General features: G+C 33.0%; 21 protein-coding genes. 11 read left to right on the plus strand and 10 right to left on the minus strand.

Translation table 11 applies throughout. The annotated features are described in order from the left end of the window. Positions 1-10: 10 nt before the first annotated feature. The 3 genes from P0Y49_08665 to P0Y49_08675 form a co-directional block, all read right to left on the minus strand. A complete protein-coding gene (locus P0Y49_08665) occupies positions 11-898 on the minus strand; it encodes a glycosyltransferase family 8 protein (GenBank protein ID WEK21212.1) in 888 nt (295 codons plus the stop codon). 79 nt (positions 899-977) lie between these two features. Further along, positions 978-2,411 carry an MOP flippase family protein gene (locus P0Y49_08670; GenBank protein WEK21213.1) on the minus strand — a complete coding sequence of 478 codons (1,434 nt, stop codon included), beginning with the start codon at positions 2,409-2,411 and terminating at the stop codon, positions 978-980. 231 nt (positions 2,412-2,642) lie between these two features. Continuing rightward, on the minus strand, positions 2,643-4,046 hold the full coding sequence (locus P0Y49_08675; GenBank protein WEK21214.1) for a hypothetical protein: 1,404 nt from the start codon (positions 4,044-4,046) through the stop codon (positions 2,643-2,645). Between the two features lie 661 nt (positions 4,047-4,707). Between P0Y49_08675 and P0Y49_08680 the strand changes: the two genes are divergently transcribed. Both P0Y49_08680 and P0Y49_08685 read left to right on the plus strand, forming a co-directional pair. Next, positions 4,708-5,613, plus strand: a complete 906-nt coding sequence (locus P0Y49_08680; protein ID WEK21215.1) for a hypothetical protein — start codon at positions 4,708-4,710, stop codon at positions 5,611-5,613. Between the two features lie 43 nt (positions 5,614-5,656). Further along, positions 5,657-6,514 carry a beta-1,6-N-acetylglucosaminyltransferase gene (locus tag P0Y49_08685; protein ID WEK21216.1) on the plus strand — a complete coding sequence of 286 codons (858 nt, stop codon included), beginning with the start codon at positions 5,657-5,659 and terminating at the stop codon, positions 6,512-6,514. A gap of 8 nt (positions 6,515-6,522) precedes the next feature. Here the strand turns inward: P0Y49_08685 and P0Y49_08690 are convergent, their stop codons facing one another. After that, on the minus strand, positions 6,523-8,139 hold the full coding sequence (locus P0Y49_08690) for a glycosyltransferase family 39 protein (GenBank protein ID WEK21217.1): 1,617 nt from the start codon (positions 8,137-8,139) through the stop codon (positions 6,523-6,525). Between the two features lie 69 nt (positions 8,140-8,208). Between P0Y49_08690 and P0Y49_08695 the strand changes: the two genes are divergently transcribed. From P0Y49_08695 to P0Y49_08710, 4 genes are read left to right on the plus strand one after another with little or no spacing between them, the layout of a single operon-like run. Next, positions 8,209-8,892 carry an HAD family hydrolase gene (locus P0Y49_08695; protein ID WEK21218.1) on the plus strand — a complete coding sequence of 228 codons (684 nt, stop codon included), beginning with the start codon at positions 8,209-8,211 and terminating at the stop codon, positions 8,890-8,892. 15 nt (positions 8,893-8,907) lie between these two features. Continuing rightward, positions 8,908-9,945: a UbiA prenyltransferase family protein gene (locus P0Y49_08700; GenBank protein WEK21219.1), complete on the plus strand. Its 1,038-nt coding sequence runs from the start codon at positions 8,908-8,910 to the stop codon at positions 9,943-9,945. Between the two features lie 38 nt (positions 9,946-9,983). Beyond that, on the plus strand, positions 9,984-11,426 hold the full coding sequence (locus P0Y49_08705; GenBank protein WEK21220.1) for a GMC oxidoreductase: 1,443 nt from the start codon (positions 9,984-9,986) through the stop codon (positions 11,424-11,426). A gap of 3 nt (positions 11,427-11,429) precedes the next feature. After that, complete coding sequence (locus tag P0Y49_08710; protein WEK21221.1) at positions 11,430-11,864, plus strand: hypothetical protein; 435 nt, start codon at positions 11,430-11,432, stop codon at positions 11,862-11,864. 33 nt (positions 11,865-11,897) lie between these two features. On the opposite strand, the gene P0Y49_08715 is transcribed toward P0Y49_08710, so the two are convergent. Beyond that, positions 11,898-12,863 (minus strand): glycosyltransferase family 2 protein, encoded by a 966-nt coding sequence (locus P0Y49_08715; GenBank protein WEK21222.1) that lies wholly within the window; start codon positions 12,861-12,863, stop codon positions 11,898-11,900. 180 nt (positions 12,864-13,043) lie between these two features. On the opposite strand from P0Y49_08715, the gene P0Y49_08720 reads away from it, so the two are divergent. The 3 genes from P0Y49_08720 (at position 13,044) to P0Y49_08730 (ending at position 17,082) form a co-directional block, all read left to right on the plus strand. Then, the gene (locus P0Y49_08720; protein ID WEK21223.1) at positions 13,044-14,864 is read left to right on the plus strand and encodes an ABC transporter ATP-binding protein; all 1,821 of its coding nucleotides are present in this window, start codon (positions 13,044-13,046) and stop codon (positions 14,862-14,864) included. Then, the gene (locus tag P0Y49_08725) at positions 14,865-16,058 is read left to right on the plus strand and encodes a glycosyltransferase (protein WEK21224.1); all 1,194 of its coding nucleotides are present in this window, start codon (positions 14,865-14,867) and stop codon (positions 16,056-16,058) included. A gap of 61 nt (positions 16,059-16,119) precedes the next feature. Then, positions 16,120-17,082: a UbiA family prenyltransferase gene (locus tag P0Y49_08730; protein WEK21225.1), complete on the plus strand. Its 963-nt coding sequence runs from the start codon at positions 16,120-16,122 to the stop codon at positions 17,080-17,082. On the opposite strand, the gene P0Y49_08735 is transcribed toward P0Y49_08730, so the two are convergent. Beyond that, the gene (locus P0Y49_08735) at positions 17,065-18,162 is read right to left on the minus strand and encodes a DegT/DnrJ/EryC1/StrS family aminotransferase (GenBank protein WEK21226.1); all 1,098 of its coding nucleotides are present in this window, start codon (positions 18,160-18,162) and stop codon (positions 17,065-17,067) included. The two genes, P0Y49_08730 and P0Y49_08735, sit on opposite strands and share 18 nt — an antisense overlap. Beyond that, positions 18,137-18,511: an FdtA/QdtA family cupin domain-containing protein gene (locus P0Y49_08740; GenBank protein WEK21227.1), complete on the minus strand. Its 375-nt coding sequence runs from the start codon at positions 18,509-18,511 to the stop codon at positions 18,137-18,139. The genes P0Y49_08735 and P0Y49_08740 overlap by 26 nt, the downstream gene beginning before the upstream one ends. Before the next feature lie 115 nt (positions 18,512-18,626). Here P0Y49_08740 and P0Y49_08745 point away from each other — a divergent pair, with 115 nt between their 5' ends. Next, positions 18,627-19,538, plus strand: coding sequence for a glycosyltransferase family 2 protein (locus P0Y49_08745; GenBank protein WEK21228.1), 912 nt, complete (start codon positions 18,627-18,629; stop codon positions 19,536-19,538). A 7-nt stretch (positions 19,539-19,545) separates the two neighbouring features. After that, positions 19,546-20,721, plus strand: coding sequence for a glycosyltransferase family 2 protein (locus tag P0Y49_08750; protein ID WEK21229.1), 1,176 nt, complete (start codon positions 19,546-19,548; stop codon positions 20,719-20,721). On the opposite strand, the gene P0Y49_08755 is transcribed toward P0Y49_08750, so the two are convergent. The 3 genes from P0Y49_08755 to P0Y49_08765 all read right to left on the minus strand — a co-directional run bounded on the left by P0Y49_08755 (position 20,722) and on the right by P0Y49_08765 (position 23,096). Then, a complete protein-coding gene (locus tag P0Y49_08755) occupies positions 20,722-21,507 on the minus strand; it encodes an FkbM family methyltransferase (GenBank protein WEK21230.1) in 786 nt (261 codons plus the stop codon). 3 nt (positions 21,508-21,510) lie between these two features. Next, on the minus strand, positions 21,511-22,344 hold the full coding sequence (locus P0Y49_08760; GenBank protein ID WEK21231.1) for a cupin-like domain-containing protein: 834 nt from the start codon (positions 22,342-22,344) through the stop codon (positions 21,511-21,513). A 71-nt stretch (positions 22,345-22,415) separates the two neighbouring features. Then, positions 22,416-23,096, minus strand: coding sequence for a 4'-phosphopantetheinyl transferase superfamily protein (locus P0Y49_08765; GenBank protein ID WEK21232.1), 681 nt, complete (start codon positions 23,094-23,096; stop codon positions 22,416-22,418). Between the last annotated feature and the right edge of the window lie 3 nt (positions 23,097-23,099).

Genomic DNA, 23,099 nt, shown 5'->3' on the forward strand with positions numbered 1-23,099 from the left:
GATAGATTACTTAGCTTATTTTTTTCCTAAATTTCTCTAGAATATTACTTGTCTTTTTAAGATATCTTTTTGTCTCGCTAATTGGTTTAAAACCTTTCCATTCAGTTTGATTTAAATACTCAAAAAATATGGCTTTATAAGCCTCACTGTATTTATAAGATTTGTAAATAGGTTTTCTTCCCGTAAAATGAATTAGAAAGGGGGTTTTATCTTCAGAATAAGCAAAGCGATTCCATAAAGGATCTAGTTCCTTCCATTCTTTAGCTAGAATTGCATTTAATCCATACTGATCTTGAAATTGAGCTAAAGAGCTATTGTCAAATATACAATCAATTACTTTATTTGTAATATCTGACTTTTGCCATTTCTTAATATCAATAACCATCAATCCGGCATTAAAATATTTATTGTCGGGCTCAATTCCTAACTGCTCATAATTACTAATTCCTCCCCATTTGCTAACTATTTGAATAAATTGATCTTGAACTGCTGCTACAATATTTGAATCAAGGTCAATTAGCCATAATTTACTTATATCTTCCAATACAATCATATCAACGTCTAGGAAGATTACTTTTTTAAAGGTACTAGGAATAAAATAAGGTATAAACAGTCTGGTGTATATATTGAGAGGTAAACTGCTTTTATCCAGTGGGATCCTTGTATTTTCTGGCAGACAATCTTTCATAGGAAGCCAGTGGATGCTAATGTTTTGAGTATTAATAGAGTTGATGATTTTTACTTTATTCGCTTCTGTTATCTTGTCCTCGACAATGAAGAACTCAAGTTTCTCATTGCTAAGATGATTTAGTTCAATAGATTTAATTAAAGCGGTAAGTAAAATGGCATAATGATCGTCACAAACACAAACAATAACAATGGGATCAATTTTTTGCATTAATTTGGAGTTTTTGATTTTATTCAACTAATATAAACAAATATAGAACAGGAAAATTAGTTTTTACGTAATATCGAAACTAAAGTGATTTTTTAAGTTCTAAAATTTCACTTAATGAAAGTTTATACTTTAATGTAAGTCCTAAATAAATTGATCCGCCTATTGCTATTTGAATAATGGTATGAAATAAATTGGTGCTGATTATAAAATGTTGATAAACTGCAATTACTACAACCATAATTAAGCAGAGTAAAATAGGTTTATAAATATTAGTAAAAAATTCTTTGAAGTAGTTTCCAATCAAATATTTCGCTAAAAAGGAGGTCAGAATAGTTTCTATAGTAGTAGTTAGCAAATTAGCATAAGCAACACCAATTAAACCAAATGAAGTTGAAAAGAAATAAAGTATTGGTAGTTTAATAATTAAAATAACAAGGTTCAAATAAAAAATTAAATTTGGTTTCCCTCTCGTAAATGCTAATGATGAAATTGGTGCTGTTATACACTTAAGAAGGCTAACGAATACGATAACTTTTACTAGTGGAATAGTATCGATCCAGCCTTTCCCATAAACCAATGGTACCACGCTTGTAGAAGTGATAAAAAGCCCCGCTAATAATGGGAAATTGCAATAAGTAATAAAGTCAATAATTTTAATATAGGCCCTTTTTAAACTTGCTACATCTTTGATTTTTGCCATTATAGGATAGGTTACCTGCATAATTATTGGGTTAAGTCTTACAATAGGATATACAGCTAATTGATAAGCTATAGTATATAATCCGAGAGCTTTTGCACCGATTATTTTTCCAATAATTATGCTCTCTGAATTACCTCCTGCATAAGATAATATTCCTTCTCCTAAATTATACACGCCGAATCTTAAGTGATCTTTTATATCTTTTAAATTAAAATATAAAATTGGATTAAAAAGCTTGGTACCAATGGTAACAAAAAGTATGAGCTTAAATGCAGTATAAAATACTTCACCATATATTAATGAGAGCTCCTCATAATTATTGTAGGCCAGGGAAGTAGTTACAATAGTGCCAACCAAGCTAGAAGAAACATCGATTATAGCCAGGCTCTTAAATCTAAGTTCTTTTTGTAAAAGAATGTTATATATCTGTCCTGCATATATCAGAGGGAAATTGATCGAGGATATTCTTATGATATGAATTAGCCTAGGTTCATTAAAATAGTCAGCTATCAGATGTGAAAATAAATTAACCAATATCAGTAGTATAAAACCTAAACTAAGACTGGAATAAAAAATAGTTGAAAGTATTTTTTTATTTGTTTCCTGTTTGGAAATAATAGAATTTGTAAAACCAAGATTTGCAAAAATATGGAAGAAGTTTATTGTTATAGTACTCATGGCTACTAAGCCAAAAGCTGAGGATTTTAAAACTCGGGCAATAATTGCCAACTGAAAAAAAGCAAACAAAACTGTTATTATTGTAGCCGTTGTGGTCCATTTGGCGCCATTGATAGCATTTTTTTGGTTACTCATTCTTTAAATCTATCGTTAATGTTTTATTCGAGTTAATCTGGTTATGTTAGGAACTCCAAAGCTGTGGCTAATATAGATCATTTATTACTATACAGCTTAACAAAGTTTGAATTAGATCAATTTGAAATTATTATTGTTATCCAGATCCGTAAAAATAAAATGGTATATATAAAAAAACAGGGAGAAAGTTTATTTAACTTCTCCCTGTTTTTTTATATATAAATATAAACTTTATTCAACCGCACCAATTGAAGGTGAGTTTGCTCTAACATTTCCATAAAAATCAACTGTTGACAAAGCTTCATGTTTACCTTTGCCTTTCGCAGGCGAAGTACTTGAAAGCTTCATAGTATTCTCATCTAGAATCCCTGCCTCTTTTGAGGTGTTAAAGTAGAGATTGTTAGATACTGTAGGGGTTAAACCAGATTCTTGTCCTGCAATGTTTCCTGGCCCGGAAGGTGAGTTAAGTAAATTGAAAGCTAAATTATTATATACGTCACAAGTTCCTCCTTTTAAGCTATAAACATCTACAACATTACCCTGCCAATCTCTACTTAGGTTTAAATTGCCGCATGTATTGTTGAAGACTTTTGCATTAGTATAGGTGCTAACTCCAGGAATGATATAATCATCAAATGATTGAACTTCAAAGCCTGAATATTTGCGGGAGTTTACTATTATATTATTGTAAATTAAAATATCTTTAGGTACTGTACCTATTGAAAAACCCCATGCCCGAATGCTATTACCTTGGTGGTTACTCACATGATTATCATGGAATCTTCCATTGCCCTTCATCATAAATATGCCATTATGGATGTCAGTTTGAGTATTAATATTAGTAACTATATTATGATGGATATCATAATTTTCAGCATTACCCATGTAAACAATAGTTCCTACACTAGGTGCGTTTTTAAAATTAACATAAGCTATTTCAATATTTTTAACCAATCCTGTTGGTCGACCAGAGGAGATTGAACCATCTACAGAAAGTAGTCCACCTGTATTGTCGCAATCTAAGTGTAAAAATTTTAAACTTTCTGCATATGATTTTGATGTTCCATCATATACATCATTTTTACTTAGGTTTATTACGTTATTCCCTATGTTCCTAAAAGAAACGTATTGAATGGTGAATTTATTTATCGGGGCATTTTCATCAAGCTTAATTGCTCGATAACTAATGTCTCTAAATAAAAATCCCTTATCTATTCCAGGAGTTCCATCACCAGAAAACACAACATTTCTAAGATTTGAAAATAAAGACTGACCACTAGTGATTTCAACTAGTCCATTATTTTTAACATAAACAGGATTAGCGTCATCTTGTACGAAATTTTTAACGGTTATTGTTGAGTAATTTCCTGCTTTAATTTTAAAAAGAGTAGCTCCGCTAATTGTAAATGTACTGCCATCAATTGTCAAGTTTCCAGAACCTGTGCCCACCTCATAGGTTTTACTAAACGAAGGGGTACCCGGATTGGGATTTGGATCTGGTTGGGTAGGAGGTATTACAGGGGTCTCTATTCCCGGCTTTGTTTGCTCAGGTTCAACGAGCGGTTGTTTTTTACATGCAGCTAAAGCTAAAATAGCTATACACAAGATGTAATGCATCTTTGTTATTTTTTTCATAAATATACTTTCTTTTTACTTATTATCCCTTGTAAAACGAATATGATGTAAAAGTAGCATAAAATCAGTCTGTTGCATTTTATGGCCAATACTCCATTTTTAATCTTAAATTTTAAGAAAAGTGCGATTTTGAATAAATGGGGAATGTTTTTCCCGTATTTTGTGCGTGTATTTATTTTGTATCTTAATTTTTATTATGACATTACGATTACATAAGTAGCTTTATTTTGGGTTTTTATCACGAATAAAGCCTAGTGTATCACTAAAGTTATTGCCTGTTTATTTGAGGTGAGGAATGTATTGGGTAAAATATTGGGTAAAATATTCCACACGTGTTCGTGACTTTGATATCCTGAACGAATCTTTTTAGAGTACATTTGGAAAAGGAGAATGGGGGAGCAGTAAAATTATAATTTATTATTCTGACTATTTCTTCTTATTTTTAAAAACTATTTTTTGTAGAAGGTATAAATCCCTATTATATTTTCAAATATGATCAACAGTCCAACGAGCGATTAATTTCAGAGTTAATAATAGTTGCTGATAAGATCATTAAAAGGTTTTTAATGTGATAGACAAGAACTTAGTATTACTCTCGTATGGTCGGCAATCAGAATATTATAGGGCAATATTTTGTGTTCTAAGTTATTTTTCCTGGTCTATGGAAACTAGAAAGAAGGGAATTAGAGTTTTAATTTATACTGATAGCACTAGATTCTTTCATCTCTATTTGAAAAAATTCGAGATTGAGTATATTGTTTTAACAACGGAAATGTTAGAAGAAATGTCAGGAGAAGCTCGTTATATTCACAGGAGAAAGGTTAATGTAATAGATTTAACTTTTCAACGCTTTCCTGACGAAGACTTATTATTTGTAGATTCGGATACCTTTTTTATACATGAGATTGATGGTTTGTTAACCGGATTTTGTACTGGCAAGAGCTTTATGCATAAGAGAGAGTATAATTTTGAAGAGGGACTCAGCTTTTTTAATTCATTTAATCAGGGGCATTATCCGCAGGCGTTTATTAATTATATCTCTGATCGCAGTTTTATGATAGGAGGGGTTCTTGAGAAATTTAATAAATATGATTATAGCTGGAATTCTGGGGTTTTGGGCCTAACTAGGGATTTTGCTAGTTATATGCCTGAAGTCTATGAATTGACTGATGCTTTTTATGCTAATTCTCAATGGTTTGTTAGTGAGCAACTTGCCTTTTCATTAATCTTGCAAAAAAGAACAGAAATAAGACCTGCCGAAAAATTTATTTTACATTACTGGGGTAGCCGACAAAAGAAACTCATGGATAAGCTGATTAACAATTTATTTGATTCGAAATCAGTTGTCGAATTAAATGATTTATCTTTTTTAAGGTCAATGACAAAAAAATGGAAGAAAAAAATTGAAATAGATTTGGTACTTGAACAAGCTGTTATTTCATTTTCCAAAGGGTATATGGTTAATGGTATAAAGAAGAGCTTGCAAGTCCTATTATATTTTCCTTCCGATTATAGTGTCTATAAGGAATTGTTTTTAACAATTCATAAAAATAAAATAAAAGTTTAGCGATGGTAAGATTTTATTATTTAATTTATCCTTGTGATTTGATATGCGTATAGCTCACATTATAATTGCACATAAGAATCCTATCCAACTGGAGCGGTTGATAAGAAAGATGCAATATCCAAAATTTGATTTTTACATTCATATAGATAAAAAAGTTGATATTCAAAATTTTTTGCATTTAAAAGATATTACCAGGGTTTTTTTTATAGAAAATCGGATAGTCTGTAATTGGGGTGGTTACAGTACATTACAAGCTATTATGAATTCACTAGAAGAAGTTCATAAGAACAATGTGCAGTATGGTTGTTATAATTTATTAAGTGCTCAAGATTATCCCCTTAAGGCTAATAGTAAGATCTATGATTTTCTACTAAAAAATGAAGATAAGTCATTTATTTATTACGAAGTTGACGGAAGTCAATCAGATTGGTGGAAGAGCGCAGTTCAAAGGTTTCAAAAATATCATTTAACTGACTTTAACTTTACAGGGAAGTTTTTGGTTGAAAAAATCATAAATATGTTACTTCCTAAGCGTAAATTTCCGTTGCCTTTAAAACTTTATGGGGGAGCAAAGGCATGTTGGTGGACTATTAATAATGAATGTGCAGCATACCTTATAATGGTTTTAAAAAAGAATAATAAGTTTAATAGTTTTCTTAAATTTTGCTGGGGGACAGATGAATTTGTAATTCCTACAATGCTAATGAATTCGCATTTAACAGATAAGATTGTAAATGACAATTTGCGTTACATAGAATTCCCAAAAGGAAAAGCAAATCCAAAGATTTTGGTATCTGATGATATAAATGATCTACTAAGATCAGATATGCTCTTCGCTAGAAAATTTGATATAGAAGTCGATCCAAATATTTTAGATAAGATCGATATTGATAGCCAATGAGCTGTTATTTAGTCTTTTTCAAACAAATAAATAGTTATGTCTTTGAATATCTCTTTTTTTATTGGCTTCTTTATTTTGCTTAGTTGTGCCACTAGGTTATCTGTCGGTGAAATATGATTCTTATAATACCATACCGGATCATCAATTTTATCGCCAATGTCAGTTAAAAATTGATTGTTGTAAAGTAACCAAACTCTTTTCTTTCCTGAAAACTCATTAAAATCTTGTTTTAACTGATGGTTATAGTCAGTTAGATCTTCAGATGTCTTTCTGAAATCATGTCCTTGTATGGCTAGGTATTTAAAATTGTAAATGTGCTTGTAAACCTTGTAACCAGGTGCATTATTCCAATAATTATAAACAATATCACCTTGTCTAAAATGATTATTTATATAAAATAGACTCTCTTTTTCAGCAGAATTTTTATGTTTATAAAATCTATCAGGATGAATTACAAAGTAAAGAGACTGAGTAAAGGGACAAGAAGTAATTGCTAAAGATATGAGTAAAATAAGCTTATGTGATTTTATCTTCCTTTGATAATATTCAAATCCAAATGCTACAAACAAAATAAATATAGGGGTCGTAAAAATCCAAAATCTTTCAATAAGTGGATATAAAAATAGACCTGAAGCCAATAACACCATTAATAATGGGAAAATTAGTACATAAAAATTCCTTCTATTGGTATTGAAAATTGAGAACATACCAATGGATAATAATATTATGGGAATGATAGATAAGGCCAGACTGATCATAGAAATCTTAGCCTTATTAAAAACCCAAATCAGCCCTAATGGGTAATCCATCATGCTGAGAAAATTTCTAGGAAACCATTTCAGTTCCCGAAGTGTGTGTGGGGGCATTGGCATAAAATTATCATATACCTTGAAAAAATAGACTACCCATGCTGATTCTTGTTTGTGGGTAAATAATGTATAGTTTAAAATAAAACTGATTATCCATATGGTAAACGGTATAGCGTTGAAGAATAATGATTTAAAGTCTTTCTTTAATATGTGGTTTAAGCATATTCCTGCTGCAATACCTAGCAAAATAAAAATAACCGAAAAAGAGAACCAGATTAGGATTCCACCACAAATACCCCACAAAACATTGTTGCCCCATTTATTGTTATTTGCATAAATGCAATATAAATAAAGTGCTATGACCGTAGTTAAACACTCAGTTGAGTATTGTTTAATTTCAACACTGTGATAAATAAGTGCCGGAGCAATTGAGAATATACATATAGCTATAACTTGACCTTGTATGTTAAGGAATGCCTTGCATACCCTTTTAAATATAAAGAGTGAAGTAATTCCAGCAATAAGGGGAATAGCCCTTAAAGCCATTTCATTAAAACCAATTAAATTTACAACGAATTTAGTTAGCCATAAGAAACCTATGGGGGCCTTTTGTCCATAGTCAAGTGTTTTGGTTGCAAGGTCAACATAATTCATGTGAATAAAACTTGAGCATAAATACACTTCATCCATCCATAATGATCGATTATATAGGTAATGGAATAGTCTTAATCCTACTCCAATTAATAAAATAATTAAAATGATAACACTAATTTTTTTATCATTCTGGTTTATGTCTTTATTTATGAAATTATCCATTATTAAACTATTTTTTTATATATGCAATGTCTAATTTTTGATATTTTTATTTTTTAATTAACAAATAGGGTGGAAAATATTTTATGGAATAGATTAGAATTGATTGTTTTTGATGTAGATGGAACTCTGTACGACCAATCTAAGTTAAGAAAGATCATGTTTGTTAGATTAATTTTATATTATATTTTAAGACCTTATAGGTATAATGAACTTTTTATCTTATACCATTTTAGGAAGGAGCGTGAGAAAAGAGCTGGATTTAGAGGAAAGAATCTAAAAGATAAACAATACCAGTGGTGTGCGCAAAAAGTGAATGAAAAAGTTGAAGTAGTAAGAAAAGTAATTGATCAATGGATTTTTAATGAACCAAATAGATATCTTAAAAGGTGTATGTATCCAGGGGTAAGACAGTTTATAGTGGACTTAAAAGTCAAGGGGATAAGAACTGCAATTTATTCAGATTATGATTCAGTAAATAAATTGGAAAATATGCAAATTAAAGTTGATTTAGAAATTAGTTCGACAGACGAAAGAGTTAATAGTTTTAAGCCTTGTCCTGACGGATTGTTATTTATTTTATCGGAAATGAACATAACAAATAAAAATAATTGTTTATATATTGGTGATAGAGAGGGGCTTGATGGTTCATGTGCCGAGTATGCTAATATTTCATTTCTATTGGTTGATAAAGGAATTGCTGCGAAGAACTTTTATCAGAAACTTTCTAAAGAACTAATTAATGTAAGAAATTAAAATACATTATTAATAATGGATGAAATTATTGTAAATGATTCCTCTCTTTCTAAAAATGACGGAGAAAATATCTTGGAACCGGCAAAAATATTTGAATATATAGCTATAGCCAGGCCGGATAACTGGATTAAGAATATTTTCATGCTACCTGGAATGTTGTTTGCTTTGTCAATTTTTGACACCGCGATTACCTTTGGTCTAATTGTTAAGATTGTTATTGGCATAGCTAGCATATGCCTTGTGGCATCTGCTAATTATGTTATAAATGAGTATCTAGACAAGGGATTTGATAAATATCATCCCCTGAAAAAGAAAAGGTCTTCGGTTGTTACGATCATTAATCCTAGAATTCTTTATATTGAGTATGCCATACTAGGATGTTTGGGGTTGGGGGTATCTTATACTGTTTCAATTAAATTTCTTTTAATGGCAGGGCTTCTTCTTTTTATGGGAGTAATTTACAATGTAAAACCTTTCAGAAGTAAGGATAGGGTATTCCTTGATGTTTTGAGTGAGTCAGTCAATAATCCAATCAGATTTGCTGCGGGATGGTTTATTTTTACTCCGTCGTTAGGTATACCAAGTAGTAAATGGGATTTAAATTGGATAAATACATTTCCACCAGTAAGTATAATTATTGCCTATTGGATGGGGGGAGCATTTTTAATGGCTACAAAGAGATTTGCAGAATTTAGATTGATCGGAAATGTGGAAATCGCGGGACAGTACCGCCGATCGTTTAAATATTATACTGAAAACAGTTTACTTGTTTCGATGTTTTTCTATGCAATTACTTCTGCTTTTTTTTTAGGTATTTTTTTAATAAAAGATAGGATTGAGCTTTTAGTGAGCTTTCCCTTTTTTGCTTTATTGTTTTCTTGGTATTTGAGAATAGGTTTATTAAAGGATTCTCCTGTACAGGGCTCAGAAAAGCTTTATACAAGAAAATGGTTTATGTTATATTTGATATTATTTACAACTTTACTATGTGTTTTGATGTTTGTAAAAATACCTTGGCTGCATTGGTTCCTTAAGAATGCAAATAATTATTGATTTTAATTGACAGAACTTTTTACAAAATTGTTGAATACATGAAATATGATCATTATGATCTGGTTGTGGTGGGTACAGGTTTTGCGTCTAGCTTTTTTTTGAAAAAATATTTGTCTAAGCCTGGTTCAAAAAATAAAAAAATACTCGTTTTAGAAAAGGGTTATTTTTATCCCTATGCAGAGCGTCTTAAAGTCGAAAAGGGGCTGCCATCAAAGTACCAGAAATATGCATCGCCATGGCAAGATAACATTGTAAACTTAAACGAGAAAAAAGTGTGGCAGTTTACAACTGCTTATGGAGGATCGTCCAATTGCTGGTGGGGCTGTACCCCAAGATTTATGCCTAATGATTTTAAGTTAAAAAGTTTGTATGGTATTGCGCAGGACTGGCCTGTGAGTTACGATGAGTTGGATCTCTATTATTATGAGGCTGAAGAGATGATGTTAGTATCTGGACCAGAAAACACACCCTTTCCGAGAAAAGGAAAATATCCACTACCTCAGCATGCTTTTACCTTGGTCGATAAAATACTGCATAAAAAATATGGTAGTCAATATATAAGCCAGCCTACCGCAAGAGCTAGCAAGCAAACGATGAATAGAAATGGCTGCATGGCTCTTAGTACATGTCATACCTGTCCGGTGAATGCGAAGTTCACTATAGAGAATGGAAATGTAGGTGTTTATGACGATGAACGTGTTGAGATAAAATATGGTTGCGCAGTTTATAGTCTGGAAATTACGAATGATGTAGTACAAAAGGTACTATTCCAGAATGAAGGAAAGGAGTTGTCAGTCAGAAGTGATGTAGTTGTGCTTGGTGCGAATCCGTTTTTCAATTCTAACATTTTACTAAACGCGGGGGACAAAAACCCTTTAACAGGTAGAGGTATAGGAGAGCAATTAGGTATGCAGGTTCAGATTTATCTTGATGATATACAAAATGTTGGTGGCAGTAGCTGGGTAAATGCAAATGGTTATATGTTTTATGATGGAGACCACAGAAAAGATTTTGCCGCATGCTTAATTGAGGTAAATAACGCGCCTTATTATATTAGACTGGAAAGAGGAAAGCATTTAAATGTAGTAAATTTTAGACTGGTTTTTGAAGACTTACCAATAAATACTAACCATGTTGCTGTTTCGTCAAACAAATTGATTCCGGAAATTCACTTTAATGATCGGTCAGACTACACTATAAAAGCTATAGACAATATAAAGTTGAAATTGCCAGATGTTTTATCTTGTTTACCAGTTGAAAAGATCATATATCAGGGGACGGAACCGAATGAAGGACATATCATTGGTGGAACTAGAATGAGTAACAATAAAACAGATGGGGTTGTAGATAAGCATATGATTCATCATCAATACAGAAACTTATTTGTTTTAGGGTCAGGTGCTTTTACAACTTATGGTCCTTCTAATCCTACGCTCACCTTATCAGCTTTATCTTTATTTGCGGCAGATAAAATATTTTAAAAATTGGAAAGAAGAAAATTTATAATATTAACGGGCGTTGGGGTAGGCATGAGTATCATACCGGCTTCGCTTTATTTCATGGAATCGGGTTTGAAAAAATATGTCACGCTCATTCTAAGGAGAGAATTGTTCTACTTAAAACTGGAATCGGAAGGTGTATCAAGGTATGTAGACGATTATTTTAAAGCCACTAGAAATGATATGGTTTCTACTTTAAAGTGGAAAATTTTGTATTATTCAAATTCAAACTGGAAGAAATCAGACCGCATTGGTAATCTGATTAAGTACTATCTTTTGTCGAGCGATTTTTTTATCAACAAAACAGATGAAAGTAAGCTTGTGAATTATTTAGGTTTATTTAATTCCTATAAAAGCCCAGTACCCAATCCTTATTCTTTTGTTCTTTATCCACCCAACGATATCGCTGACCCAGTATAGCTGATAGCAAATGGATTTTTTTCGCATGCGCACTTAAGACATTGTTTTTTTCAATTTTCTATTCTGTAAGCCATTAATAAAAACTTTAGGGATCTCTTTTAGTGTGAAAGGAATGTTCACGGCAAATGCTCTGAAAAGTAAAATAAATGAGTATTTGAAGTTAAGTTCACGAATTAAATTGTGTTTGGCAAACTCAACCAGACCAATCATATATCTTTGTTCCAACGTTTTTCTCTCTCTTGGGCTGAGTAGCTTGTCAAATTTAATGATTTTTGCCTTTGCATCTGCGATATATAAAAATTCCAGGACCTCACTCCATTTTCTACCATCATATACATTGATCTCATCGATCCTTTTATGCCATAATTTATTTAATGTAAAAGCTGCCCGGCATTCTTTGTTTAGTATCATTTCCAGATAAAGGCACCAATCATCACCAATATTCATATCTTCATTCCATCCGGATACTATGGAAGACCTGCGCATGACAAGAGAAGACGATGGCGAAGGGCATGATTTAATGTATAAATCTCTAACCTCGTTATAGCTCAAATTAACCCAATTGTTCTTTTCTTTATATAAATATGGTTCTAGAAATGGATCATTATTAAGAAAATCCCAGGTTTCTCCGTTTCTTGTATCCTGATCCCAGTTGGTAAATACAAAATCAAGTTGATCTTTCTCTAATTTTTCAACACAATTTTTAAGAAAGTCTATATACCAGATGTCATCAGAGTCTAATGAGGCAATAATAGAACCCTTTGCATACGAAAGTCCTAAATTTCTTGCGGAAGCTTGTCCCCCATTTTTTTTGTAATAGTATTCGATTTGAGGGTATTCTTTTACAAGTTTTGCAGTTTGATCAACAGAGCCATCATCTATAACAATGACCTGAATGTTTTTGTACGATTGATTTACCGCACTTTCAATGGCTTCACGAAGCTTATTCTCTCTATTAAATGTTGGAATTATTATCGTAACTAAGTTGTTGAATGTCATTTAGTAAATGTTTGGTAGAGTGTAAATAACATTAAAAAATAAAAGTTGAATCAATCAAATGATTATCTTGCTATATTATATTATAATATGGCCTTTAAATTTCCTTAAATATCAGATTAATTATGGAAGATTTAAAATTCTATTCATCTATATTTGTTTTACAAACGCAACCCATTGCAGATGAATCAATCTATATCAGATAAAATCAAAAAGCTCAAAACTAACCTTAACATCAAACGAACACTTCAACTTGTGTGGTCTATTGCACGTGGTTGGACCTTAGTGGTGGTAATAATGATTTTTCTGGAGACCATTTTTATGTTGGGATCGCTTTATTCGTTAAAGCTTTTAGTTGATATTGTTTCAAAATCCGATTTGAATAATTTAGCCAATGGAGGCATCGTATTAAAGTATGTGTTATTTGCAGGAGTGATAGGTATTTTATATAATGTTATACGAGCGCTATCGGCCTATACAGGAGAAATTCAAGCAGCAAGAGTGTCTGAAAATATTGACGATAAAATACATGACATAGCTGCAAATCTTGAATTATCTTTTTACGAGAGCCCTGAGTATTTTGATGTTTTAAAAAGAGCAAAGGACGCAGGCTCATATAGGCCAAATCAGGTCATTTTATCGCTTTTGGACATTGCAAAAAATCTACTAAATTTATTTGGTGTTGCGCTAATTTTGATTTCTATAAATTGGCTGCTACTACCTATGTTGGTTTTGTTTGTTTTACCTACATTATTGGTTAGAATCTATTTCTCTGATAAACAGAATGTGCTGAGAATTAGGCATACACCAACCGAACGAAAGACATCCTATTTAAGCACATTGATTACTTCTGATACAACTGCTAAAGAAGTTAGAAGTTACAATCTTGGTAGTTATTTTAAAGCTCAGTATTTTCAGATTAGGATGTCCTTGCTTGAAGAACGTTTAAAAATTAGCTTTAATAGAACTTTAGGCGAGGTTGCAACTTCTGTATTATCAACTGTAGGTTTTTTCGTATGCATAGGTTATATTATGCTTAGAACTGCGAAAGGCTACTCAACTCTTGGAGATGCGACCTTGTTCCTCGTTATATTCCCTCAAACATTTAATGTATTGCAAAATATTGCTTCGGGAATATCTACAGTGTACCAGAATAATATCTTTGTTTCTAGTATTTTTGAACTCTTTGATTTGAAAGAGAATGTTGTAATAGAAGATGATACAAGGCCTATCCCAAATAATGAGATGTTAGACCTTGAATTAAGAAATGTAGATTTTGCTTATCCAGGCACAAATAAACTTACATTGAGGGGGATAAATATGAAAATACCTTCTGGGAAAATTATAGCCGTTGTAGGTTTGAATGGGGCAGGCAAAACAACATTAATTAAATTGCTTTGTCGCTTATATGAACCTATTTCTGGGGTAATTACATTAGGAGGGCAAAACATCCGTGATTTTTCCAAAGTTGATTATAGTAAACAGATTAGTGTCGTGTTTCAGGATTTTTGTAAATATAATTTTTCAGCAGCAGATAATATTAAGTTTGGGGATATCAAGCGTCTTGTGCATCAGATGGAAGATATAATCAATGTAGCAAAGCATTCAGGAGCTCATAATTACATCAAAGACTTTGAACATAAATATGACACAATGATGGGAAAGGTTTTTGATGATGGACGTGAAATAAGTATAGGACAATGGCAAAAACTTGCAACTGCAAGGGCTTTGTATAGCTCATCCCGATTTCTTATCCTTGATGAAGCTACCAGTGCACTTGACGCAGTAGCTGAAAAGGAACTTTTTGATTCTTTCAGGCAACATATAGGGAATCGTGCAGCACTAGTAATTAGCCACAGACATTCAGCAGTTAAGCATGCTGATTATATTTATGTGCTATCTGGCACACAAATATTGCAGGAGGGTACCGACAAAGAACTTTTGGAAATGGAAGGTGATTATGCGCGTCTTTTTAAAAATAAAAGTGAACAAAAAGTTAATTAGATGAACTTAGAACATACTAAATCATTAGGTAATGTTGCAATAATTTCTTCTTGCTCCGAAGATTGGGGTGGAAGTGAAGAATTATGGGGAAAAAGTGTTCCCTTGTTAATAGCCGAAGGTTATACCGTTACTGTATACAAGAGTAAAATAAACAAAGTGCATCCTGAGTTTATTAAATTGGCTAATATGAAGGTTTCTTTTGTTGAAATAGATATTCATCGCTCGTTTGTTCAACGTAATTTCAAAAGGGTAATGGATAAATTAGAACAGCTTAGAGGTAAGAATAATACTTTTACTTTTATAAATAACCCATGGGTAAATAATTTGATTAGCCTTTTGAATAAGAATAATCATGTATTTGCTTTAATCTCTCAAGGTATTAATTTTGATGGATTGGGCTATGGGTATGCATGTTATGTGTTGAAGTTGCCGTATGCTTTGGTCGCTCAAAAAGCAGTTGATTTTTATTGGCCTGGAAAAAGTGATCGGCCTATGATGAATCAGGTGATTAAGAGTGCTGTTGCATGTTATTTTGTATCTAAACATAACCTCAGGTTAACGGAAGAACAGTTTGGGGCAAGATTGAAAAATAGCCGCATCATATTTAATCCCCTTAAAATTGGTGGTATTCAGCCTTACCCAAGTACCAAAAATGGCCTTAAACTGGCTTGTGTTGGACGCCTTTTTGTGCTGGATAAAGGGCAGGATATACTGCTCCGAATATTAAGTACTGAAAAATGGAAGAATAGAGACATTAGCATAACTTTTATAGGTTCAGGCGTAGATGATGAAGGGTTAAAGGAAATGGCAGCATTACTTGGTGTAGAGAATGTAAAATTTGCTGGTCAGGTTAAAGATATAGATGAAATGTGGAAGCAATACCATGCATTGATATTGCCATCGCGAAGCGAAGGTTTGCCATTATCATTGGTAGAAGCAATGGCTGCGGGTAGAATAGCTATTATTTCTAAGGCTGGAGGTAATATAGAACTTATCGAAGAGGGAATGACAGCATTTAGTGGACATCCGAATGAAGAGTCATTTGAAGAAGCAATGGAGCTTGCCTGGACTCAACGTGAAGACTGGGAGGAAATGGGGAAAACAGCAGCAAGTCATATAGCTCAACTTATACCTAAATCACCAGAGAAAGATTTCGTAGATCATTTGTTGACCTCTTTACATGGAAAAGGGTAAGTTTTTGCAACTTACACGTGCCCACGAATGGTGGGATCATAAAACACCTCAGGTGCTTTCATTGGCCTATGCAACAGCCTTAATGGGTGATGTGCCGCTCTTCAATCTGTTAAGTCCACCATTTTTAACCATATTTGGGAGTTTAATATTTATTGCTATATATGCAAGCATTATAAATGATCTCACAGATTTAGAAATAGATATTGCCTGTAATAAAGCAAATATGATGGAACTCTTGTCTGGGCCTGTTCGCTGGCTTTTAGCAATAAGCTCGCTAGGACTCGTTTTTACCACAACTATTTTCATTTATCCTAATCGATATGCCATAATTTTCTATTTGCTGATTACATTATCTATCAGTTTGTATTCTTTTCCTCCGATCAGATTAAAAAAAAGAGGGATATGGGGAGTAATAGCCTGTGCTTCGGCAGAACATTTGTTTCCAACATTATTCGCTATAACTATTGTTTTTTATGCTTCCTCGATCTCTACCGATTGGTGGTGGTTAATTGTAGCAGGGGCAGTATCCTTTTTGTATGGGGTAAGAAGTATATTATGGCATCAATTTTTAGATAGGGATAATGATCAAAAAACAGGAATCAATACTTTCGCAAATAAAGTCAGCCCAGAACAATTTATATGGAACGCAAGGGGAATCATGGTGGTAGAGCTAGTCACATTAGCCATTGTACTTTACCTTATTAATTTATGGATTGTCTACATTTCTTTAATTTTATACACCTGCTTTATTCTATTAAGACAGTTTGAGTTTAAATCAAAAATCATTTTTATTGTATCCCCAACGAGCCAGCACTTTCAAATACTAATGTTGGACTTTTATACGATCTTTTTCCCATTATCCTTATTAGTATATACATCCTGGACTCAACCTTATGGTTGGGTAGTTTTGGTAATACATATTTTACTATTTCATAAAACTTTAATTACAACAGGTAAAGATGTTTACTGCCTTATGAAAAATATAGTTAGACACTTAAGTGTTTTTTTATCTAAAACTATTTAAAGTATCCACAATATACATGATATCTTCTGCACTATGTACAAAAGAACATGGAAGGCTTAAAGTTGTTTGATGTATTTTTGTTGAAATCGGATAATTTAAATGATTCATTCCCTTTAATGCATTTTGTTGATGTGGAGGCACTGGATAATGAATTTCTGTACTTATGTTATGCTCTTGCAAGTATATTTTTATCTGATCTCGTTCAGGATGTCTTATATTATAAATATGATACACATGTTCGAAATTATCAGTTAGAATAGGTTTAATGAACGCGTCACTCAAGCCATTATGATAAATAGTAGCAAGCTTTTGCTTGTGCGAATTGATTTCGTTTAAATAAGGTAATTTAACTCTTAAAAAAGAGGCCTGAATTTCATCCAGTCTTGAGTTATAACCGACCATATTGTTATAGTACTTTTTCTCTGAGCCATAATTTCTGAGTTGTCTGATTTTCAGATAATCTTCTTCAGATTTGCAAATCACAGCTCCAGCATCACCTAAAGCCCCCAAATTTTTCGTAGGATAAAAGCTAAAAGCACCAAAATCTCCAAAAGTGCCAGCAAGTTTACCTTTGTATTTTGCACCATGTGCCTGTGCGCAATCTTCAATTATTTTTAAATCATGCTGTTTAGCGATAGTGATTATAGGATCCATTTCGCAACACTGCCCATATAAGTGAACAACCATTATTGCTACTGTTCTTTTGGTAATAGCATCAGCAATCTTGTTTGGGTCTATATTATATGTTTCTAGATTAGGCTCAACAAATACCGGAACGAGATCACATTGCAGTATCGCCAAAATACTCGCTATATAAGTGTTTGATGGTACTATAACTTCATCCCCTTTGTTGAAATTAAGGCATCTTAGTGATAATATTAAGGCATCCAGTCCGTTCGCAACACCAGCCACATATTTTTCATTATGAAATTCACCAAATTCCTTTTCAAACAAAGACACCTCTTCACCTAAAATATACCAACCTTTGTTTAAAAAGTCACAAAACTTAGATTTCATTTCCTCTTCAAAAGATTGATTTAGAATTTTCAAATTCTCATAGGGAATTGTCGTATGGCTCATATATATAATCTTTTGGGTCAAATGCTGTCGAAGCGAGTACTAGTAAAATAGCATCTTCAGAGAAGTCGTGCATTACATGCCAATCTTCAGGTTTTAGAATCAAACATTTTTCTGGTGAATCCAGCTCAAATATCTCTACTTTTTTGCTGTCATTACTGGTTATTTTACAGCAACCTTTAATACATATTGCTGCTTGATGTGTGTTATGATGCCTATGACCACCACGATCAGAATCGTCAACAGCATATATATAAAACAAACGTTTGATTTCAAAATCAACTACCTGATCTAACACGGTAAGTATGCCTCTGGTATCTTTAAATGTGGTAAGGTTAATTATATTGGCCATGCTATAACATTAATAATATTGGGGTGCAAAATAGTATAAATAAAATCTATAATAGAGAACTAAGTAATATATTTGCATACTACCGTTTCTTTTATTTGTAATTACGACGCCATTAATGAGCCTAACCTCAATAATCACAGTAAATTTTAATCAACCTCAAGTAACATTTGATTTTCTCAGATCTGTGAAAGATAATACTACAGGTGTAACATTAGAAGTTATTTTAGTAGATAACGGAAGTCGGGAAGATCATGAGGAAGCATATCGAGCAATTTATCCAAGCCTTATTTATATCAGATCGGCCACAAACCTAGGATTTGCAGGGGGAAATAACTTAGGAATTAAGGTCGCTAAAGGAGATTATTTACTGTTGCTAAATAATGATACGGAAATAACAAATAACCTTTTGGATACCTTAATCACTGAGTTTGAAAGCAATCCGGAAATAGGAATTTTATCTCCTTTAATCTTGTATTTTGATCAGCCAGAACTTATCCAGTATGCAGGCTTTACCCAAATGAATTATCTAACCTGCAGAAACGAGGGGATTGGTAACATGGAAATTAACGAAGGTCAGTACGATTTGGATAGTAGAGAAACTGGCTACTGTCATGGAGCTGCAATGATGTGTCGTCGTTCTGATTTAGAAAATGTAGGGCTTATGGCCGAGCAGTTCTTTTTGTATTACGAGGAATTGGACTGGTGCGAAAAATTTAAAAAAACAGGGAAGAAAATCTGGTTTACAGGTAAAGCAAGAATCTTTCATAAAGAATCTGTAAGTGTAGGAAAGGAAAGCAACATTAAAACTTACTTTATGACGAGGAACAGAATGCTTTTTATTAGAAGGAATACAGGGATGCTAAACATCATTCTTTTCAGCATCTATTATATCACATTTGCCTGCAGCAAACAGATCTTAGTTTACTTTTTAAAGAGAAGATCCGATTTGATTAAATGGGTTTTCAAAGGAGTATGGTGGAATTTTACAAACTCAAAAAATAGTGATAAACTTGGTTTTAAAATATAAGGAATAAATGGTAGTAGCTTTTTGGATCTGTCTTTCGCTTATTGTATATACTTTTGTTGGTTACGGCTTAATATTATTTATCCTTGTAAAAATTAAGCGTTTATTTACAAAGGCAGTTGATTTTATAACCAACATCGATCTGCTGCCAACTGTAACCCTGGTTATTGCAGCCTACAATGAGGAAGACCTTATCAGCGAAAAAATAACAAATTCATTACAGCTTAATTATCCTAAGGATAGGATTAAGATTTTGTTTGTTACAGATGGTTCTAATGACAAAACTCCTGAAAAGGTGAGGGCGTGTCCTGGAATAATCTTATTACATCAGGATTTGCGGGCAGGAAAAATGGCTGCAATTAAAAGAGCTATTCCATTTGTAGCTAGTGAAATAATTGTTTTTACAGATGCCAACACATTCCTTAATGAGGATGCAATTCTGGAGTTGGTAAAGCATTATCAAAATCCAAAGGTGGGGGCTGTTGCCGGTGAAAAAAGAATCCTTGTAGGGGATAAAGCCGATGCCAGTTCGGCAGGTGAAGGGTTTTATTGGAAATATGAATCTCTACTTAAAAAATTGGATTATGAACTTTACTCAAATGTTGGAGCAGCGGGGGAACTATTTAGTATACGGACAGCGCTTTACCAACCTGTAGAGTCTGATACCATAATCGATGATCACATGATTGCTATGCGAATTGCTGAAAACGGCTATGTGATTGCTTACGAGGCTAATGCATATGCCATGGAAACTGCTTCGGCAAATACCAAAGAGGAATTAAAACGAAAAATAAGGATAGCAGCAGGGGGGATACAATCTATTTTAAGATTAAAGAGAGCTGCTAACCCGTTTTACTATCCGATTCTTACTTTTCAATACATTAGCCATAGAGTATTGAGATGGACAATCATCCCTATTTTACTTATTGTTGCGTTTGTATTGAATGCTTTGATTGTGTTAGAAGGGGCATCTGGGGTTTACGGGGTATTGTTTACGGGCCAGGTGCTGTTTTACTTGCTTAGCCTTGCCGGCTTATTTTTTGAAAGCAGAAACATACGCATTAAAGCATTTTTTATTCCGTACTACTTTTGCATAATGAATTATGCGGTTGTAGCAGGGATAATCAAATATTTTAGAAATAATCAAAGCGCTGCCTGGGAAAAATCAAAGCGGAAAGCTCTATAATTATTCCATAAACTTAAGTTGCTGGTAAACATCCTTTCGGACAAATGTGCGTTTTAGCATATAAGTAGAATGCACTAAAACATAACCTGCTTTTTTAAGCTGATCACATGCCTTCTTTATCCTTAACTTGTGGCCTAAGCCTTTCGCATGGTAAACCTCATCAAACTCTATCATTATTACCTTAATATCAAGCTTGTCTTTAACGATGGTATCTATAACTGTATATTCAGCGCCTTCGATTTCAATTTTTACTAAATCAACACTAGTATGATTAAACTGCCTCATAAAGTTAGACAGACGATCTACTGGTGCTTCAATATATTCTCCAGAGTCTTTAAAAAGATATACAGAATGGGATATGTAGTTGTCAAGATTGGGTGCATAAAATTTTAGTACCGTATCTTCGTTCCAAACCCCCTTATTTACATAGGTAATTTCATCCAATTGTTGGGAATTGATGCGGTAACGGAAAACCGGGTCATCAAAAACACCAAATGTTTCTCCTCTGGCAACTGTTTCTTTCAATTTTATGAAATAATTTATGCCTTCTGGCATAGGATCAAAAATGAAAATTTTTGAATCATACAAAACTTTTAGTTCAGTATCAAAAGTGATATCCTCACCGGCTCCTATACAATAACATATAGAATCCTTATTTAAAAAGCCATGCGGGACCTTGTATCCATGATGGTCTGAGCCGACATGAACCAGATTTTTAAGTGGTTTAACATCCGTTTGCGGATGTAATTTTATTACCTTCTTGGCAAGCTCTTTTATAGCCTTCATATATTATTTTAAGTTATTGCCCACTTTACATCCAAGCCAGGCATAACTGTACATGGTTATTGCTTTCATAATTCCTTCTCTACGTTTAAATGACCAAACGTCTTTTAAAAAATCCTTATGGTTTTTGCTATTCATTTGATCAAAAGCTACTGATATAGTAGAGGTTAGCGAGTAGGCAGAGTGCCAGGTCCCAAAAGGAATAAAAAGTGTTTCTCCAGGCCCAACGGTAAAGTGAATAGGTGTTGCATCTTTATATTTTGGAAATTTGCTGTAATCCGGTTCAAAGATATTTACGTCCGAGCGCCACGGATCATTTGGATTAGGGTAAAGCAATTCTTCCTGTCCCCGCGGAAATACAGTAAAACGCTTCTCACCATGCAATTGGGTTATCCAGGCATTAAGATGATAATAATCTAAGTGTAAATAAGGGAATTTCCCACCGGGACCACCTATGAAAAGTTCGGTCGCACTACCCCAGTATCCCTTTTTGAACCATTTGGACTCCAACCAATTTGGACTTGCATAATTGAGATTAAGCGGGTTGATGAGTGGCAGTAGTTCTGGTAATTGTTCAGGTATATTAAATATTAATGGATAAGGAGCCGGATTGCTTTCACTGCTGGTTTCCACCAAATCCATGATTTGATTCATCGTATATGTTTCACCATTTTTTTTAGTAGTTCGTTCGCCATAGTTCTCTCTGAACCAATCAGGACTAAATAGTCCATTCGCCTTCCAAACCTTTGATGCGTTTTTAAAAACAACTGGAATTCCAGGTTCATAAAAATTACTCATAAATTCGTGATGAGAGATGTCATCAACCCTTTGAATATCCATGAATCAAACTGTTAAATTTAGAATTTAAGTACCTATTAAAATATAAATGAATATACATGAAATAATGGAGATTAGAAAGCCCAATATTTATTTTCGAAGCATAAAATATTAATTGCGAGACTAATTATATGCTCTCTATTTAGCTGATTACTTATCAGTTTATAGTTGGAACCGGCTCTGAATACAGTGCTCTCAGAACAATCAATGGCATGAAGATTATCAATAATTCCTTCGCCACTTGCCTTAAGTACAGCCTCTTTTCTAGTCCAGAAGGTGTAGAAATCAATTTTATTATGAATGTGTCTTAACTCCAGGGGAGTAAAGCATTCCTTTAATAGCGGGCTATAATTAAAATCACTTTTTACAAATTCTATATCAATACCTATAGGTAGTGGACTTATTGCTATAATTGTATAATTGCCACTATGACTAATGTTAAAATGTTGTGAAGCAATGTAGGGTTTCTTATTTTGCGTGTATGAAAAAATAATATCGGAAGGTTTCACAACCAGCGTTTTTGAAAGAATCATTCTCAGAAAAAATTTTCCAATAATATACCTTTTAGCATCCTCTACTTGTCTAAAACGACTAGCTTTTTCAATTTCATCCATCCGTAGAATAGCCGGATAAAGATCTACTATTTTGTCATAATCATCAATTGATATTTTAAAAAGATGTGTGTGTGTGTTGTCTATAAGGCTTTCATTATCATAGCTTTGCCAAATAATCGGGTGATCTGTAAAACTTTTCAATCT

Origin of the sequence: Candidatus Pedobacter colombiensis, assembly GCA_029202485.1 — a bacterium.
GTDB classification, from domain to species: domain Bacteria; phylum Bacteroidota; class Bacteroidia; order Sphingobacteriales; family Sphingobacteriaceae; genus Pedobacter; species Pedobacter colombiensis.